This window comes from Pedobacter anseongensis, assembly GCF_037482965.1.
In the GTDB taxonomy this organism is placed as follows: Bacteria; Bacteroidota; Bacteroidia; order Sphingobacteriales; family Sphingobacteriaceae; genus Pedobacter; species Pedobacter anseongensis.
Genome location: NZ_JBBHKB010000002.1, coordinates 409,766 through 427,504, shown reverse-complemented (window position 1 = coordinate 427,504; position 17,739 = coordinate 409,766). Strand labels below are relative to the sequence as shown.

General features: G+C 36.8%; 16 protein-coding genes. 7 read left to right on the top strand and 9 right to left on the bottom strand.

The window, feature by feature from the left end; genetic code table 11:
* The first annotated feature begins 4 nt into the window (after positions 1 to 4).
* From WG904_RS08995 to WG904_RS08980, 4 genes are all read left to right on the top strand, one after another.
* Positions 5 to 661, top strand: a complete 657-nt coding sequence (locus WG904_RS08995) for a LysE family transporter (RefSeq protein WP_339578975.1) — start codon at positions 5 to 7, stop codon at positions 659 to 661.
* A gap of 175 nt (positions 662 to 836) precedes the next feature.
* Positions 837 to 2,246, top strand: coding sequence for a TlpA family protein disulfide reductase (locus WG904_RS08990; protein WP_339578974.1), 1,410 nt, complete (start codon positions 837 to 839; stop codon positions 2,244 to 2,246).
* A gap of 1 nt (position 2,247) precedes the next feature.
* Complete coding sequence (locus tag WG904_RS08985; RefSeq protein WP_339578973.1) at positions 2,248 to 4,068, top strand: sensor histidine kinase; 1,821 nt, start codon at positions 2,248 to 2,250, stop codon at positions 4,066 to 4,068.
* 1 nt (position 4,069) lies between these two features.
* Positions 4,070 to 4,813, top strand: coding sequence for a LytR/AlgR family response regulator transcription factor (locus tag WG904_RS08980; protein ID WP_339578972.1), 744 nt, complete (start codon positions 4,070 to 4,072; stop codon positions 4,811 to 4,813).
* A 12-nt stretch (positions 4,814 to 4,825) separates the two neighbouring features.
* On the opposite strand, the gene WG904_RS08975 is transcribed toward WG904_RS08980, so the two are convergent.
* The 9 genes from WG904_RS08975 to WG904_RS08935 all read right to left on the bottom strand — a co-directional run bounded on the left by WG904_RS08975 (position 4,826) and on the right by WG904_RS08935 (position 13,202).
* Positions 4,826 to 5,854: a DUF2157 domain-containing protein gene (locus WG904_RS08975; RefSeq protein WP_339578971.1), complete on the bottom strand. Its 1,029-nt coding sequence runs from the start codon at positions 5,852 to 5,854 to the stop codon at positions 4,826 to 4,828.
* Positions 5,855 to 5,967: 113 nt separating this feature from the next.
* A complete protein-coding gene (locus WG904_RS08970) occupies positions 5,968 to 8,181 on the bottom strand; it encodes a cation:proton antiporter domain-containing protein (protein WP_339578970.1) in 2,214 nt (737 codons plus the stop codon).
* A gap of 53 nt (positions 8,182 to 8,234) precedes the next feature.
* On the bottom strand, positions 8,235 to 8,576 hold the full coding sequence (locus WG904_RS08965; RefSeq protein ID WP_339578969.1) for a hypothetical protein: 342 nt from the start codon (positions 8,574 to 8,576) through the stop codon (positions 8,235 to 8,237).
* Between the two features lie 47 nt (positions 8,577 to 8,623).
* Positions 8,624 to 9,640, bottom strand: a complete 1,017-nt coding sequence (locus WG904_RS08960; protein WP_339578968.1) for a bifunctional riboflavin kinase/FAD synthetase — start codon at positions 9,638 to 9,640, stop codon at positions 8,624 to 8,626.
* Positions 9,641 to 9,673: 33 nt separating this feature from the next.
* On the bottom strand, positions 9,674 to 10,534 hold the full coding sequence (locus WG904_RS08955; RefSeq protein WP_339578967.1) for a YitT family protein: 861 nt from the start codon (positions 10,532 to 10,534) through the stop codon (positions 9,674 to 9,676).
* A 5-nt stretch (positions 10,535 to 10,539) separates the two neighbouring features.
* Positions 10,540 to 11,265 carry a tRNA pseudouridine(55) synthase TruB gene (truB, locus tag WG904_RS08950; RefSeq protein ID WP_339579330.1) on the bottom strand — a complete coding sequence of 242 codons (726 nt, stop codon included), beginning with the start codon at positions 11,263 to 11,265 and terminating at the stop codon, positions 10,540 to 10,542.
* A gap of 31 nt (positions 11,266 to 11,296) precedes the next feature.
* Positions 11,297 to 12,091 (bottom strand): undecaprenyl-diphosphate phosphatase, encoded by a 795-nt coding sequence (locus tag WG904_RS08945; RefSeq protein WP_339578966.1) that lies wholly within the window; start codon positions 12,089 to 12,091, stop codon positions 11,297 to 11,299.
* A 5-nt stretch (positions 12,092 to 12,096) separates the two neighbouring features.
* The gene (locus tag WG904_RS08940) at positions 12,097 to 12,324 is read right to left on the bottom strand and encodes a DUF3098 domain-containing protein (RefSeq protein WP_339578965.1); all 228 of its coding nucleotides are present in this window, start codon (positions 12,322 to 12,324) and stop codon (positions 12,097 to 12,099) included.
* Positions 12,324 to 13,202, bottom strand: a complete 879-nt coding sequence (locus WG904_RS08935) for a cell division protein FtsX (protein ID WP_339578964.1) — start codon at positions 13,200 to 13,202, stop codon at positions 12,324 to 12,326. Before WG904_RS08935 ends, WG904_RS08940 begins: the two co-directional genes overlap by 1 nt.
* A 298-nt stretch (positions 13,203 to 13,500) precedes the next feature.
* Between WG904_RS08935 and leuS the strand changes: the two genes are divergently transcribed.
* From leuS to WG904_RS08920, 3 genes are all read left to right on the top strand, one after another.
* Complete coding sequence (gene leuS, locus WG904_RS08930; protein WP_339578963.1) at positions 13,501 to 16,299, top strand: leucine--tRNA ligase; 2,799 nt, start codon at positions 13,501 to 13,503, stop codon at positions 16,297 to 16,299.
* 149 nt (positions 16,300 to 16,448) lie between these two features.
* The gene (locus WG904_RS08925) at positions 16,449 to 16,952 is read left to right on the top strand and encodes an RNA polymerase sigma factor (protein ID WP_339578962.1); all 504 of its coding nucleotides are present in this window, start codon (positions 16,449 to 16,451) and stop codon (positions 16,950 to 16,952) included.
* 23 nt (positions 16,953 to 16,975) lie between these two features.
* On the top strand, positions 16,976 to 17,641 hold the full coding sequence (locus tag WG904_RS08920; RefSeq protein ID WP_339578961.1) for a hypothetical protein: 666 nt from the start codon (positions 16,976 to 16,978) through the stop codon (positions 17,639 to 17,641).
* Positions 17,642 to 17,739: the final 98 nt, after the last annotated feature.

Below are 17,739 nucleotides of genomic sequence, written 5' to 3'. Positions count from 1 at the left end.
AAATATGCTCTTATTAACCTTTGTTATAGGCATTGTTTTAAATGCAATGGGGTATATTCCTCCTGGGAATATTAACTTAACTGTGGCGCAACTCACCATTAATAAGGGGATGCGTCAGGCTTTGTATTTTATCTTATCTTTTTCGTGCGTTGAGGTGTGTTTTACCTTTGGCATGATGCGTTTTGCCCGGTGGATTTCGAGCGACGTAAGTTTGGATTCGAATATCAGCGAAGTACGATTGGGAACTTACGTTGATGCTTTTATGATTATGCTCTTTATCGTGATGGGCACCATTACCTGGGTTAATCGTAAAAAAATACCTAAAACAAGGGCCGAAGATAATAGAAGCAGAAAAGGCAGTGTTTTTTATGGAATGTTATTAGGTGTGCTCAATCCGGTACAAATTCCATTCTGGTTGTTTTTTGGAAATTATGTAATCTTACACGATTGGATACAAACCAATTATTTGTCGCTCGTTATTTTTAGCATTGGTTCGGGCTTAGGTTCAGCTTTAGCTTTGTACGGATATGCGCATTTTGCGAAATATATTCAGGAGAAATTTGCATTGAGTAGTCATCTTATTAACCGTTCTATTGCTTTGTTCCTTTTTGCGTTGGCTTTATATTTGGTGATTAAGCAGACACTGATTTATTTGGGTTAACCGCTTTTTTTAGCTGTTAGTCTAGATTTGCAATCTCGTCTAGTTGGTCGAGATTTTCAATCTTTCCCAATTCTTTAAAAAACCTTACAAATACTAGGTGATGTATGCATAATTCTTTACCTCTATTTTTCGCGAAGATTAATTTGTTGAGTTTTAACCATCAAATTATAGCAAAATGAACAAAATTTTAATGGTATGCCTATTGTGGTGCTTAGCTTTGCACACTAGCGCTCAGCAAAAAACTATTGTAAGCGGAAAATTATTGAACTGTACTGATAAAGTATTAGAGATCGTTCCGAGTACTGGTAGTTTTAAAGATTCTGTAAAGGTGAATGCGGATGGTACTTTTTATTATAGTACAACCCAAATTATTGCTCCTTTTCGCGCCAATCTAACCAATAGAAAACAGATTCAGATTCAACTCTTTATTGCTCCGGGATATGACTTGCAAATTCATGCAGATGTTAAAGATTATGCTTCAACTCGATCTAGCTTAGTTTATCAAGGCTTGGGTAGTAAAACTAATGGGTATTGGAAAGGATTGTTGGGAAATTTTAAGTCCGACACCACCAAATGGGTAAAGAAAAATGAAAACGATTACATCGCTTACTTAAATACAGGAAAGCAGGCTGCTGCAATGGATAAAGTTTTCACGGCCGACAACAAAGAACCTTCAGCAGATTATTTCAGACAGTCAATTCAGTTGGACATACACTTCGGCAAATTTATAGCGATCTATAGTTCTTACGCCTACGAAAATTCCTATACCTGGGCACAGATTCAAGGCATGATTGCAAAATTGGGCTATAAATCCTTGTTAGAGGAGTTTAAAGACGAAAGGAATTTAATGAGTAGCAGTTTCTCTTACCTTGTTACCTCATATCCGTTTTATTGCGATAATTATAATGCATTTGCTGCAGATAGTTTGGTTAAAAAAGAAGGAAATTATAGTCTGTACTTAGCTGCGAAATTTTACTCTGGTAAGGTGTATGATTATTATGCATACGATCATATTCCGTCTAAAATGACTTCACTCTATAAAGTTGAAGATTTTAAAAGGTTACAACCCTTTATTGAGAGGATTGATGACCCAATTGTTCAGAAATCCGTTAGAGCACTCGAAGCTACTCGGCTTAAAGCCGCTATGGCTTTACAAGCTGGTGCACCATCACCTTTATTTAATTTAGCCGATACGAGTGGAAAATTTTATCAGTTAGCCGAAATGAAAGGAAAGGTTATTTATATCGACCTTTGGGCAAGTTGGTGTGGTCCGTGTAAGGAAGAAACACCCTATTTGAAGAAAATTTATGATCAATTAAAGAACAATGATAAAGTTCAAATTATAAGTATTGCTTCATTTGATGCAAAAAATAGAGCTCGTCGATACGAAATCATTAAAAAAGATCAGATGAATTGGCTGCAGTTGGAGGATACCGAGGATGCTTTTGCAAAATCATATCAGGCAAATTTTATCCCCCGATTTATTATTATCGATAAGCAAGGTAAAATTGTAGATAGCGATGCGGTTAGACCTAGTGAACCTGAGAAATTAATGGCTATTTTAAATCGTGAAATTAGCAAGTAACATGAAAATAGGTTTTTTTATTATTGGTTTATCACTGAATTGCCTGATAGCATTAGGGCAAAAAAAGTCTTCTATTGGTGATGGCGTTTATATTATGGTCCCCAATTCTGGCGGCATGCACGTAAAAAAATCAGATTCATCAAAATACTTGAGATACGATGATCAGACCTTATTTGATTTACGTAAAGGAACACCTCAACAAGTGCAGCGCGTTAAGGATAAAGAACGACTAAATAGACTGGAAGAAGATCGTTTCTGGGGCATAAGTTCATTGGCTTTCAAATTTCCATTTCCGAGGCAGTCGATAGCGCTCAGATTTGAAAAGAATACTGGAGCTAAGATTTACCAAGGTAACAACTGGAAGTGGGGAACTTTATATAGAAATACAATTCTAATCTCGGGAAAATCTGATGTTGAAGTTATAGATGGCCTAATTAGCCCAGCTACCGCTAAAAATTATCGATACAGGATAATTCAGAACGACAACAAAGAGCTAATCGGTTGGAAGATGCCAACGGTATTTAAAAAAACAAGCGACAATTCGTCGAGTTATTGTGAACTTGGGAAGATTGAGTATAAAGAAAATCAATTTATTTTTATAGAAATCTATAACATTCACAATTATAAAGATCGTGATGCCATCATTATTGATTGGAGAACGCCCAGACCGTTAAAATTTTGGGCCTCTGTAGATTATCGTAAAAAATCTTTTGGAAGGTCGCTTCTTTCGGGTTCCTTAGGCAATGACAGAAGATCTACAAATAATAATTTTATTGCTACAGATACCTTAAACGATGTAAAATTTATCCTTGGAGATTCATTAGTACGAATCGGGTTTCATTCGCAAAACCTGCCTACGCCATATAATTATCAAGTTAGCTTAAAACGTAGTGTAGGCGATAGTGATGAGCTTGTTGAACTCGGCGAAACCAATGGGTCATTTTACCTGTATAAAGAATATTGGAATAAACCTGGTAAGTACGAAGTTACATTTACGCCAAGGCTGAATAGCATTGGGGGAAGAAAGATTGACTACTTAAAAGATAAAGAGGTTGCTTACAAGTTTACCGTTTTACCCATGCTAAATCCTGAATTTAATTTTTCGCGTAAAGAATTTGTATTAATAGCGATCGTAGCCTGTGTTATTTTTGGGACAATTTTAGGGCTAAGTATGACTTATCTTAAACGGAAAAATTTAAAGAGATTAAACTTTGCTAAGCAGCAAAAGGAGCTTTCTAGGACACAACTGAATAGCATACGCGCTCAACTTAATCCCCACTTTATGTTTAACGCTTTAGCGGGTATTCAGAACCTAATGAATACGGATAAAATTGATGAAGCCAATCGATATTTGGGAAAATTTTCGCGTTTAACGCGCAATGTATTAGATGGTAAAGAATTAATCAGTCTCGCCGAAGAAAAAACTTTGCTTGAAGATTATCTACAAATGGAACAGTTTAGATTTGGGTTTAATTATCGGTTAATAGTTGATGAGCAATTGGCACTTGATAATATCGAAATTCCATCGATGCTTTTGCAACCATTTGTGGAGAATGCGGTTAAACATGGCATTTCGCATATGGGCAATGCTGGTGAAATAGCGATTTATTTTACGAAACAAGACCAGAATTTGGTGCTAAAGGTTAAAGATAATGGTGTTGGATTTGAAACGGACCAAAATTACACAGGTTTAGGGTTGCAACTTAGTAAAAACAGAATATCTTTATTGAACACGATTTATCCTGAAACTGAATTTCTATTAACTCTTGATTCTTCAGAAATGGGTTCTGAAATAACGATAACTTTAACTCAATGGCTTTAATATGCGTGCAATTATAGTAGATGATGAGGTAGCAAATGTACAAATTTTAGCAATTTTGCTGGCTAAGTATTGCCCTCAAGTTAAAATCGTAGCAACTGCAATTCATCTTAATGAAGCCATCTCAATAATCGGTCTTCACAAGCCAGATTTACTATTTTTAGATATTCAAATGGGGAAAATGTCTGGCTTCGATTTGCTAAATCAGCTTCACGATAAATCCTTTGAAGTCGTCTTCGTAACCGCTTACGATAATTATGGTATTCAGGCTGTAAAATTTGCGGCACTAGATTATCTTTTAAAGCCTGTGAATCCAGATGAGCTTATTGCTGCTGTAACAAAGGCGGAAGTAAGGGTTTTAAACAAAATTCAAAATGAACAGTTAAATTTTTTACTCCAACAAATCAAATCGCCCGAAAAAAGTATTCAAAAAATAGCTTTACCTCAACATAATGAGATTAGATACATAAGCATCAACAGTATTATGAGATGCGAAGCCGATAATACCTATACCTATTTCTATTTAAACAATGGTGATAAAATATTAATTTCAAAACCGTTAAAGGAGTATGCTGATCTGCTCAAGCCGCAAGGTTTCCTGCGCTCCCACCAAAGTCACTTGGTTAACCCTTCCTTTGTGAAAAGTTGGCTGAAAGAAGACGGGGGCGTCTTGCTCATGAATAATGGGGACAAAATTCCGGTTTCGAAAGCCAATAGAGAAAGGGTAAAGCAGTTTTTAGGGAGATAATGGCAATCTCGATCAATTTAACTTCCATATCTTCTCTGCTTTTCTTCCAATTAACCAAAACGAAATAGCCAAAACCGAGAAAAACAAAGCTTTATGCCAATTGTCCCAAAAATATTCGAAATAACGAGTATATAAATTTATAAATAAGAAAGTTATTCCAAATTCTCTAGCAATTTCGTCGTGGTGCTTTAACCCTATATAAATACTAATGAGGCAGGAAATGGCCGATACAATTGCCCAATAAAAGAGGGAAATTTGCTTTACAGCATACCAATCTTCTAAAATACCATAATTTCCAAAAATGGATAGTAGCCATAACGATAAAAACAAATATACCATCCCACTCATGTAGGTAGTGGTAAAGAAATGATCGAATTTCTTTTTTCCTTTAAGTAAAAAAGAGAGTGAAGTAAGGGCCAGACCAAATAGCACAAATCGTAAAGGATAATTTAGACCCATAAAATACCAGCTCCATTTCGATAAATAACCTGTTTCGGTGCCAAACCAAGCACCAAAAGAAAGTAAGGTAAATATCCAGATTAGCCTCGACTTAAACACATACGCCAGTACAGCATATACGATTACGGCTATCAAAATTAAGATCGAAAAGTGATTATTTCCGCTGCCTAACGATTTTCCAAAATAAGCTATGGCATTCGCGGTAAGCATTACCGCTGTAAGAATTAAAGCTTCATTGCTAAAAACTAACTCAGGTTTCGATTTTTTTCTTCTAAAACCAATTATAAATAAACAGGCTGCTGTCGAAGCGGATAAAAGGCTAATAATGCTATTTGGTGTGTTGTAAAGTTTTTCGATATAGTTAAGTAGTGTTTTGTCAATTAATAAAGCACCAAGCGAAATAACCCCACAGGCCATTGCTATCCAAAACGAATATTGCGCTAGTCGTCTCCAATCGAACAACTTCGCTTCATAACTTTTACGAAGTCTTGCGGCAGTAGCTTCTTCGATAAGATTTTCACTTTCCCAGTGATCGATCATCTCGTCTAAAAATTCGCTTTTTTCTGGGTCTATCTTCTTCATTAAAACTAAGATATTAATAATTCTTTAGTTCTATCCTCGCTTCCCTCGTTTGAGAGTACGACTTTTGAGATAAAACCTGCAATTCAGAACTCACAACCTCGTAACTCACCTCCCTAAATCACCTCCTTAATCTTCTTATTATTTCCTACAATCCAAATTACATCGCCATTATCGAACACAAAATCAGACGAAGGGTTTAATATTCTATTTTCACCTCTTTCTATTCCAACCACCAAGGCTTGCGCTTTCTCTCTAATACCTGCATTTCGAATGCTTAAACCAAAAACCGGAGATGCCGTATTAACAATTACTTTCTGCAACGTCATTTCTTTATCTGGAAAAGCAACTTCATTAATCTCGGGTAAATCTACTTCGAGTAACAATTTTACGGCGGCCAATTGATCATCGGCACCAATGAGTAAAAGCTTATCATTTGGGTAAAGTCGCTCATCTCTACCTGGTGTTGGAATGGTATTTCTACCTCGTTCTATTAATGCGATATTTACCCCGTACTTTTCTCTAATCATTAATTCGGCCAAGGTTTTTCCTACTACTTCCGATTCTGGCGAAACTTTTAACTCGGTTAAATGAGTATCCCATGGTAGAATATCAGGTTTTTGATTTTCACGATCATTCAAATTAAGCATGAAACGCTTTTCCAATTTATTGTAGAAAGATTGTAGCTTGTGCGAAAAAATTCCCATTCCAAACACAATCAGTACAAGCGCAATACTTACAGTAATCCAGGTTTCAAAAAATTCGTACATTAAGAAACCGACAAAGAAAATGCCTAAGGCTATTCTAAAAAACTCGATAGCAATTAAGGGGCCTCGGGTATATTTTTTATTCAACCAAAGATGTGAATAGGCCGTTTTTTGAATCCTGCGAATAGATAAAGCCCATAAAAAAGGCGACATCAACACAAAAGAAACCACCACACTGATAATAAGTACACTTTTCTCGTTATCGAAATGAATGGCTATAAAGGGCTGCACATAGCGATAAGAAAGAAAAATTATCGAGATAATTACAACTGAGTGGATTATAGTATTAGAAACATAAGAACGTAAAAGAATTTTCCAATCGCTTAGGGTAGTAATGCCTGCCGTGCTCGAACTGTATCTACCGATGGCATCTACCCACCTTTGTGGTAAAACACGTTCTAAGTAATTGTAAAAAGGTTCGGAGAACTTGATAAGATAAGGCGTAGTAAATGTAGTGATCGCTGCTACCGCTACCGCAATAGGATAAAGAAAACTGCTGGTTACGTTTAAGCTTGTACCTAATGCGGCGATGATAAAAGAAAACTCACCTATTTGTGCCAAACTCATCCCCGTTTGTACGGAGGTCTTTAGAGGCTGACCAGCTAATAACGCTCCTAAAACGGTAAACAAGAGTTTTCCTGTGATAACCACTAACGAAAGGATGATGATTGTGCCCGCATATTCGGCAAGAATTTTAGGATCGATTAGCATCCCAACCGAAACAAAAAATACCGCTGCAAATAAATCTTTTACCGATTTTGTTAAATGTTCGATGCGCTCGGCTTGGGTGGTTTCTGCTAAAATAGAACCCATAATAAATGCGCCCAAGGCCGGAGAAAAGCCTACCTGGTCGGCCAACATAACCATAATTAAGCATAAGGCCAACGATACCACTAACATGGTCTCATCGTTCATTAGTTTTTTGGTGACCCGTAAGAAGGTAGGCACTAAAAATATCCCTCCAATAAACCATAACACCAAAAAGAAGCTTAGTTTTAAAATAGAGATAAGCATTTCTGTTCCGGCCGATTGTTGACTTACGGCTAAAGTAGAAAACATCACCAAGATCAGAATCGCCACTAAATCCTCAACAATTAGTACTCCAAAAACTAAACCTGCGAATTTTTTATGCTTTATGCCTAACTCTTCGAAAGCTTTTATGGTAATCATGGTCGATGAAATAGAAAGTATCCCGCCCAGAAAAAGACTGTCCATATTGCCCCAACCCATAGCTAAGCCTACTAAATACCCTGCAAGTATTAAGAATACAACTTTAACACTAGCTGTGATAGACGCCGAACCGCCTACTTTTACTAGTTTCTTAAAGCTAAACTCGAGGCCTAAGCTAAATAGAAGGAAAATCACACCAATTTCTCCCCAAATGTTTATGCTCTTGTAATCGGTAATGGTTGGGAAAAAATCGAGATGCGGACCAACAAGTAGGCCAGCTAAAATATAGCCTAATACAAGCGGTTGTTTAATTTTTTTAAATAAAAGTGTAATCACCCCGGCAGCGGCAAGGATAAGACCTAAATCGGCAATCAATACAGGTAAATGGATCATAACTAAAGCAATGGTTTTTTAAAGGATAATTTTTAAAGAAATAGCCTTAAAAATTACCAAAAACTATGCTTTGGATAGAGATATTGAAAATTAAAAACACAATTGAATTCCTTGTGGATTGAGTGGTTAAAATCAATTTCTGTAGAATAAAGCAAAGCTTCCTTATCCACTATTCCGAAATGATCGGGAAATAGCGGGTGATTTTGATTTGTAGGGTATAAAAAATCTAATTGATGTAAGAAAAACTCCGTTTTTAACGAATTCCTGTACTTTTTATTGAAATTAGTTGATTTTTCGCCGAATTTTTGAGTTGTAGCACGCATATCCATCTTTTTTGCGTAAAGAGGTGATGAATAGCAACTGAGCAACATTAAAACAGTGATAAAAATCCTCATTGCTTTAAATATACTAAAAAATTTTGGTCTTTTCAGTGTTTAAAGCACTACATTGAATTTTTAACTTGATTGAAGAACGCCAACGTGTTTTGCTTGTCTTGATACAATTGTTCTTTTAACGCCTCTAATCCAGTAAACTTTACATCGTGGCGCAAGAATTTTAAGAAATTCATTTTAATGGTTTGACCGTATATTTCATGGTTAAAATCGAAAATATTAACTTCGATATTGCGGGTCATTCCATTTATGGTTGGGCGTTGGCCTATGTAGGCCATTCCTTGATAAGGCTTGAGTCCTAAGTCCTGATTCTTAAGTCTAATTTCTGAAGAAGAGATAGACTCTGGACTATCGACTCCAGACTGAGGACTCATCTCCACTGTCACCGCGTAAATTCCATCCCCAGGAATCAGCTTATAGGTTTCTTCAACAAAAATATTTGCCGTCGGAAAGCCAATGGTTCTTCCAATTTTGTCGCCCTTAATTACGGGTCCGTTAATAGAAAAGGGATACCCTAAATAAGTAGCAGCAAGGGAAACATCACCATTTAATAGAGCAGTGCGGATTTTAGTCGAGCTAACGGCAACATCATTAATATCATGTTCGGGAATTTCTTCTATGCTAAAATCATAAACCTTAGCATAGGCTTCTAAATCTTTCATTCCTCCTTGTCGGTCTTTTCCAAAACGATGATCATAACCTACAATAAGCTGTTTGGTACCAATGGTATCAACTAATATATTTTTAATATAATCTGCAGCACATAAATTTGAAAAATCGCGTGTAAAAGGGGTGATGATTAAATGGTCGACACCTAAATTGGCCAACATTTCGGCCTTCTCGCTAATGGTGTTAATCATTTTCAAAGCCTGATTTTCTGGATCGATAATCATCCGCGGATGCGGGAAAAATGTTAGAATTACACTTTCTCCATTGTTCATTTTCGCCAATTCGCATAAACGTTTAATGATTTTTTGGTGACCGTAATGTACACCATCGAAGGTTCCAATGGTAACTACCGCATTGGTTAATTTTTTAAACTCAGAAAGCTGATTATATATTTTCATAAGATTGCTTCGTGCCTCCTAATAAAGTTATTTTTAATGAAGTACCTGGCGTTTTACCACACCTCCTTTAAGATCTGCAATTTGTTGCTGTACCACAAAAGCATCCGGGTCAATTTGTCTGATTTCGGATTGCAATTTGCTCATTTCGAGTTTTGTGACAACCGTATAAATAATGTCGATGTCTTTCTTTTCTAAATAGCCACCTTCGCCTTTATAAATGGTAACGCCCCTTTTCATATCGGCGATGATAAAATGCTTAATTTCTTCATTTTTTTCAGAAATAATCGTTACCCCAGTATAAGCTTCTAGTCCGTTCACAATAAAATCGACAGTATTTGAGGCCGAAAGGTAAGTGAGTATTGCATAAAGTGCAGTTTCGATATTTAAAAAATACGCCGCAAAAGCAAAAATAATGATGTTTAAAATGAGGATGATATTGCCTACAGTAAACATGCTGTTTCTACTAATGTACAAGGCGAGCACTTCCGTTCCATCGATTACGCAACCACCACGCATCGCCAAGCCAATTCCACCACCTAGAAAGAAACCGCCAAAAAATGCAATGAGCAATTTATCGTGTGTGATGGGCGCAAAGGGCAAAAACACCAACGCGAGCGAAAGCGCGATAATGGCGATTGAGGTTTTGATGGCAAAGCCACGGCCAATTTGTTTATACCCCATTAAAATAAACGGGATATTAATAATAACAATCAAATATGATAAATTCCAATCTGTTAATGTGCTCAACAATAACGATATACCTGTAACTCCGCCATCGATAAAATGGTTAGGCATTAAAAAGCTTTTTAAACCAAAACAAGCAGAGACAACTCCGAAGAGAATAAGTGTACCTTCTTTAAATAAACGAGTTTTTTTGTGCTTAATATGTTCCATGGCAACTATTTACTTACTTGTTCATCCCTTTTATTGCGAAGATACTGAACCAAATCAGCTACTTCGTAGGCATTTTGTAATAAAAAATTGCCACTTCGCGTACGCGTTAGTTTCGATAGATAGGCACCTGCGCCTAAGCTATTTCCAAAATCAGATACCAACGAACGAATGTAGGTGCCTTTACTACAAACTATTCTAAAGTCGACCTCCGGCAAAGCAATTCGAGTAATTTCAAATGCACTTACAGTTACATGCCGTGTACGAAGTTCTACCGCTTCACCTAAACGTGCTTTTACATACAATCGCTCCCCATTAACCTTTACTGCTGAGTGTGCAGGTGGGAATTGCTCAATGTCTCCTATAAAGCTTGAAGTAGCGTTATAAACTTGCTCATCAGTTAAATGCTCGAAAGGGAATTCTGCGTCTATGGCAGTTTCCATGTCAAACGATGGGGTAGTTGCGCCAAGAATCATCGTTCCTGTATATTCTTTTTCTTCTGCCTGGAAGGTGTCGATCTGCTTGGTTAATTTACCTGTACATATAATTAATAATCCAGTAGCTAAAGGGTCGAGGGTTCCGGCATGCCCCACTTTTAATTTAAGTGGCTTTAGGGAATTCCTGATTTTACCTACCACATCAAAAGAAGTCCATTTATAAGGCTTATTAATTAAAAGCAATTCGCCAGCGGCGAAGTCGAAATCGGGAAATTGAATTGGTGTTTGATCCAAAATGGAAATTTAATTTATGCAACAAAGCTACATATTAAATAATTGAGAGGCTATGACCGGATAATAATAATAGGATTATTACCGCACCGGCAATGATTCTGTACCAACCAAAAACCCTAAAGCCATTTTTATTGAGATAACCGATAAAGCTTTTAATAGCCAAAAGCGCCACAATAAAAGCAACCACATTGCCAAATGCCAATACTTGCATCTGATCGGTAGTGATAGTGTGCCCTTCTTGATAGAAGTCGAGCAACTTTTTTGCCGTTGCCGCAAACATGGTGGGTACGGCTAGGAAAAATGAAAATTCTGCAGCTGCTTTTCTGGTTAAATTTTGGCTCATGCCACCCACAATCGTTGCCCCCGAGCGCGAAACGCCAGGAATCATCGCTAGGCATTGAAAAAAACCAATTTTTAGGGCAGTAAGATAATTGATTTCTTCTTCGGTAGTGATGGTTGCATGTTTAAACCATTTGTCCACAAATAATAAAATGATACCCCCAACCACTAAAGAAATACCCACTGTAAGCGGACTCTCGAGCATTTGATCAATTTTATCGCTCAGTAAAATACCAAAAACTGCGGCTGGAATAAATGCCACAATTAATTTATAGTAGAAATTAATACTTTTAAAAAAACGTTTAAAATACAAAACAACTACCGATAAAATAGCGCCTAACTGAATGCAGATCGTAAATAATTTAACAAATGGATCAGATTGGATTCCCATTACCGAAGAGCCAATAATCATGTGTCCAGTTGATGAAACAGGTAAAAATTCGGTTAATCCTTCGATTAGTGCAAGGATAAATGCTTGGAAGAAATTCATTTAAATTATTTCTTCAAAATAGCATAAATGCCAAAAGCGAAGCCGAATAATACGGTCATAGGGGCAATTAATGTTCTTCTGATGTCGTAAATATCACCTTCTTTACCTATCATCAGAATAAAGCCCAGCATTACAATAGCAATACTGATAATTAATAATTGATAGTTTTTTTTATTGAAAACCATTTCTACTTTTTGTTCCTGTTTTACAGGAGCTGATTGTTTTTCTGCCATTATCTATAAAGGTCGTAAAGTTTTAAACGTAAATATCTGCTAACCGCAAATAAAGTACTAATTGCTGTAATGAAAATACCAACCGCAACCATTGCTATAAGTACCAGACCGAACTCAGTGTAGTTTCTTAAAATCACAATTTCAGGAATTTCTTTTTGCGCATAATATAGAATCCCTAAAAGGATAATGATAGCAATAAAAGAGGCAATTAAGCCGTGCAAAGCCGCTACTAAAATAAAGGGCTTGCGTATAAAATTTTTTGTTGCACCTACCAACTGCATACTTTTTATCAAAAAGCGCTGAGAAAAAATAGCTAAACGAATGGTATTGTTGATTAAAGCAATAGCAATAACTAGTAGTATGATAGCGAAGCCTAAAACAATTAAACCAATGGTACTAATATTCTTATTTACCGTGTCGATTAATGAGCTCTGGTAAATTACCTCTTTAACAATTGGATTTTTTTCTAAGCTAATTTTTAACGCATCAATACTTTTGGTATTTGCATAATCGGCTTTTAGATACACATCTATGGTAGATAATAATGGATTGTAACCTAAGAAATTCACAAAATCTTCACCCAATTCTTTGGTTAAGTTGTGTTGTGCAACTTCTTTATTTACATATAGGGTTTGTTTAACTACCGGATTGCCATTTAACTGCTTTTGGAAAGCTAAAATATCTGTTTCTTTGGCGCCCTCGTCAACAATAATGTTCAAAACAATGTTTTCCTTCACATAGTTGGATAAATTCTTCGCATGAACCAAAATTAAGCCCAACATACCCAACATCAGCAATACCAAAGCAATACTAAAAATAGTAGAGATATAAATGGTTTTTGTCTTTTTAGCAGCTTCGCTTACTTCAAATTCTTCCATGTATCTGTTTTTGTTTCTGCGAAAATAAAGAAAGATAAGCAGAAATGTAAATATTACTAGTGTTAAATGGTTTTAATTGTTTGTTGTGGGTAGCAAATTATGAATTAAAATGGAGGTTTTGTGGGGTATTAACATTTTTTAACTTTTAGGTTATTGCTTTTTCTTTTTACCATATAGATACCCAAGACACATAGAAAAGGGGCTTTAAAAACTATGTGGACTATGTGCCTAGGTGGTTAGTATAGTTTGTTATGCTATTTTTCCGTATTTTTGCAACAATTACAGAAAGCGAAGATCAATGGATTATCAATTTAAAGCGATAGAAGAGAAGTGGCAGAAATTTTGGGCGCAAAATCAAACGTTTAAGGCAGAAACCAATAGCAACAAGCCAAAATACTATGTGTTAGATATGTTCCCTTATCCATCGGGAGCAGGTTTGCATGTTGGTCACCCCCTCGGATACATCGCTTCTGATATTTTTTCGAGATATAAAAGATTAAAAGGGTTTAATGTTTTGCACCCTATGGGCTACGATTCGTTCGGATTACCTGCAGAGCAGTATGCCATACAAACCGGTCAACACCCCGCCATTACCACAGAGGCAAATATTGCTACCTATCGTCGGCAATTAGATCAAATTGGGTTCTCTTTCGATTGGAGCCGTGAGGTGCGCACGAGCGATGCGGGGTATTATAAATGGACTCAGTGGATTTTCATGCAGTTGTTTAACTCTTGGTATAACCTCGAAACGGACAGAGCGGAAGATATTTCTACCTTGATAGAGAAATTCCAAACGGCTGGAAATGCTGATGTAAAAGCAGTGTGCGATGAAGATGTAACCCCGTTCTTGCCAAGCGATTGGTCAACATTTTCTTCCGAAGAAAAACAAGTTCAACTACTGAAATACCGTTTAACATACTTGAAAGAAAGTACAGTAAACTGGTGCCCAGCTTTGGGAACTGTGCTCGCAAACGATGAAGTGAAAGATGGTTTTTCTGAGCGCGGTGGTTATCCGGTTGAGCAAAAGAAAATGATGCAGTGGAGTATGCGTATTTCGGCCTATGCCGAACGCTTATTACAAGGGCTAAACGCGATTGATTGGCCAGAACCTATTAAGGAAATGCAACGCAACTGGATTGGAAAAAGTGTTGGGGCAAGTGTGAGATTTAAAGTTGAAAGTTTAAATTTGAAAGTTGACGCTACGGACTATATAGAAGTTTTCACCACTCGAGTTGATACCATTTTCGGCGTTTCTTTTATTGTTTTAGCTCCAGAACACGAATTGGTTAAGGTTTTAACCACCGAAGCACAGAGAAATGATATCGAGGCCTACATTGCCCAAACCAAGAAAAAATCAGAATTAGATCGCATGGCGGATACGAAATCCGTTTCAGGAGCATTTACAGGAAGCTATGTAATTAATCCGGTGAATGGCGAGAAAGTGCCGATTTGGATAGCAGATTATGTATTAGCAGGCTACGGAACTGGAGCAGTTATGGGTGTGCCAAGTGGCGATCAGCGCGATTGGTTGTTTGCCACACATTTTAACTTGCCAATTATTCAAATCTTAGACGAACAAAAAAATATTGATGTAGAAGCAGATGCCACGAAAGAAGGTCGTTACATTAACTCTGGATTTATTGATAACTTAGGCTATAAAGAAGCAGTTTCATATTTAAACCATTGGTTAGAACGCGAGGGTGTTGGTAAAGCAAAAGTTAACTATCGGATGCGCGATGCGATATTTGGTCGCCAGCGTTATTGGGGCGAACCTATTCCAGTGTATTTTAAAAATGGTTTACCGTATTTAATCCAATCAGAAGAATTGCCTTTGGTTTTACCAGAGATTGATAAATATTTGCCAACTGAAAGTGGAGAGCCGCCCTTGGGCAGAGCAGAAGATTGGACGCCCTGCCATGGCGAAACTTACGAGTTAAGCACCATGCCGGGTTGGGCAGGCAGTAGCTGGTATTGGTACCGTTATATGGATTCGCAAAATGATAGCGAATTTGCTTCAAAAGATGCTATAGCCTATTGGAAGGATGTTGATTTATACATTGGCGGTTCTGAACATGCCACTGGTCACTTGTTGTATAGCCGTTTTTGGAACAAATTTTTGAAAGATTTGGGCTATGTAAATGAGGAAGAACCTTTCAAAAAATTGATTAACCAAGGGATGATACAGGGGAGGAGTAATTTTGTGTATCGAGTGGTTGATGAAGAAGGAAGAGGCACAAATAAATTGGTTTCATTTGGCTTAAGAAAAGAATTTAAAACCATTGCTTTGCACGTTGATGTTAATATAGTGGAGAATGATATTTTAAATATCGAAAAATTCAAAGCGTTTAGAACCGAATTTGCAAACGCAGAATTCATTCTCGAAAACGGCAAATACATTTGTGGCGTTGAAGTCGAAAAAATGTCGAAATCAAAATTCAACGTGGTTAATCCCGATGTGTTGATTGAAAGCTATGGTGCCGATACCTTGCGCATGTACGAAATGTTCTTAGGTCCGCTAGAACAAAGCAAACCTTGGAATACGAACGGTATTGAGGGTGTATTTAAGTTCTTACGCAAGTTTTGGCGTCTGTTCCACAACGAAGACTGGGTATTTTATGTCGAAGATTCAATACCTTCGAAAGCAGAATTAAAAGCCTTACATAAGATTATTAAAAAAGTGCAAGACGATGTTGAACGTTTTTCGTTCAATACTTCGGTATCAAGTTTCATGATTGCTGTTAATGAACTTACGGATTTGAAATGCAAAAACCGTCAAGTGCTACAAGATTTGGTGATCGTACTCTCACCTTATGCACCTCACATTTGTGAAGAATTATGGGAACTATTAGGTAATACAAATTTATCAACTACAGCCTATCCCACTTTTAACCCCATTTATTTAGAAGAGGCCGAGTTTGCCTATCCAGTTTCGGTAAATGGAAAAATGAAGATGAATTTAAATTTAAGCTTAAGCTTAGATGAAGCTGCGGTAAGAGAAATTGTTTTAGCTAACGAGCAAATACAAGGGTATTTAGAAGGTAAAGAACCCAAGAAAATCATTTTCGTTAAAGGGAAAATTGTAAACTTAGTAGTTTAACGAGTAGGAATTTTTAGCCGCAGATGCGCAGATTATTAATTGTAAATCTGCACATCTGCGGCTCTCTTATGCAATTATTCCAAATTATTTTTTCATTCCTGTGATTTTTCTCACCTTGTTGCGAATAATAGGGAAAGATGATTTAAGTCATGCACGAAAAGTTAAACGCTCCACCCGATTTCCTCACCATCATTGAAGCGAATAAGCGCATCATATTTAAGATATGTAATGCCTATTGCCAAAATGCAACCGATCGAGAAGATCTAGCGCAAGAAATAATCTATCAACTTTGGAAATCCTGGAGCAGTTTTAATTCGAACTACAAACTTTCTACTTGGATGTATCGAATTGCCCTTAATGTGGCCATTTCTTTTTACCGGAAAGAGAGAAAAGCAACCCATACGGTTTTAATGGGCGATCATTTGATCGAAATCGCCGACGAAAATCTTGAAGAGGGCTTAGAAACCAATCTAAATGCATTGCAACACTTCATTAACGAATTAAAAGAACTGGATAGGGCACTTATGCTTCTCTATCTTGAGGAAAAATCGCACAAGGAAATGGCCGAAATTATTGGAATTAGCACAACCAATGTTGCCACTAAGATTGGGCGGATCAAAGAACAATTAAAGCAAAAATTTTCATCCCGATAGCTCTCGGACTAAAACGTAAACTAATGGACAACTTAGAAATTATCAACCTTTGGAAACAATATGATGAGCGGTTAGAAAAAACGCTATCGCTTAACCATAAATTAATTACTGAATTGCAACAGCAAAAAGCAAAACATGCCCTTAAACCAGCAAGAAATTATAAACTTGTTGCAGTCTTTGTTGGAGTGGTATATGCCGCATTGATCGCTTATTTTTTATATCATCTCCATTCATTTGCGTCAATTTTTATCGTAGGTTCAGTAGGCATTCATCTTGTGGTTACACTTATTGCAATTGGTATGTATATCAGGCAATTGATACTCATAAATGAAATAGACCAAAGTGAGAACATTCTACAAATGCAATATAAAATGGCAAAATTACAGAGCTCTACCATAAAAGTGATTGGCATTTGTTTTTTGCAATTTCCGGTATTTGCTACCTGGAATATTAATTTTGAACTCATCAATGAGCGGCCTTTAGCTTTTTGGTTCATTCAAGTGCCATTTGTTGCCGCATTTACCTACATCGGGATTTGGTTTTTCAAAAACTTAAACATCAAGAACATGGATAAAAGGTGGTTCAGAATGATGTTTTGGGGAGCAGAATGGAGCTCAATTTTAAAATCGGGGAGATTTTTGAAAGAAATTGAAAACTTTGAGTCCGAAAATACTAAGTCCGTCATCTGATGACGAAGTGCACTGTGCCCATCATCATCCGATGATGGGTATTCGATTAGCCCTTTCACCGCCCCAAACTCACCATTCACCGCCAAATTTAAACCAGC

What these genes read in the sequence shown, in the direction of transcription:
- WG904_RS08995 (WP_339578975.1), top strand. Translation starts at nt 5, where the DNA reads ATGCTCTTATTAACCTTTGTTATAGGCATTGTTTTAAATGCAATGGGG.
- WG904_RS08990 (WP_339578974.1), top strand. Translation starts at nt 837, where the DNA reads ATGAACAAAATTTTAATGGTATGCCTATTGTGGTGCTTAGCTTTGCAC.
- WG904_RS08985 (WP_339578973.1), top strand. Translation starts at nt 2,248, where the DNA reads ATGAAAATAGGTTTTTTTATTATTGGTTTATCACTGAATTGCCTGATA.
- WG904_RS08980 (WP_339578972.1), top strand. Translation starts at nt 4,070, where the DNA reads ATGCGTGCAATTATAGTAGATGATGAGGTAGCAAATGTACAAATTTTA.
- WG904_RS08975 (WP_339578971.1), bottom strand. Translation starts at nt 5,854, where the DNA reads ATGAAGAAGATAGACCCAGAAAAAAGCGAATTTTTAGACGAGATGATC.
- WG904_RS08970 (WP_339578970.1), bottom strand. Translation starts at nt 8,181, where the DNA reads ATGATCCATTTACCTGTATTGATTGCCGATTTAGGTCTTATCCTTGCC.
- WG904_RS08965 (WP_339578969.1), bottom strand. Translation starts at nt 8,576, where the DNA reads ATGAGGATTTTTATCACTGTTTTAATGTTGCTCAGTTGCTATTCATCA.
- WG904_RS08960 (WP_339578968.1), bottom strand. Translation starts at nt 9,640, where the DNA reads ATGAAAATATATAATCAGCTTTCTGAGTTTAAAAAATTAACCAATGCG.
- WG904_RS08955 (WP_339578967.1), bottom strand. Translation starts at nt 10,534, where the DNA reads ATGGAACATATTAAGCACAAAAAAACTCGTTTATTTAAAGAAGGTACA.
- WG904_RS08945 (WP_339578966.1), bottom strand. Translation starts at nt 12,091, where the DNA reads ATGAATTTCTTCCAAGCATTTATCCTTGCACTAATCGAAGGATTAACC.
- WG904_RS08940 (WP_339578965.1), bottom strand. Translation starts at nt 12,324, where the DNA reads ATGGCAGAAAAACAATCAGCTCCTGTAAAACAGGAACAAAAAGTAGAA.
- WG904_RS08935 (WP_339578964.1), bottom strand. Translation starts at nt 13,202, where the DNA reads ATGGAAGAATTTGAAGTAAGCGAAGCTGCTAAAAAGACAAAAACCATT.
- leuS (WP_339578963.1), top strand. Translation starts at nt 13,501, where the DNA reads ATGGATTATCAATTTAAAGCGATAGAAGAGAAGTGGCAGAAATTTTGG.
- WG904_RS08925 (WP_339578962.1), top strand. Translation starts at nt 16,449, where the DNA reads ATGCACGAAAAGTTAAACGCTCCACCCGATTTCCTCACCATCATTGAA.
- WG904_RS08920 (WP_339578961.1), top strand. Translation starts at nt 16,976, where the DNA reads ATGGACAACTTAGAAATTATCAACCTTTGGAAACAATATGATGAGCGG.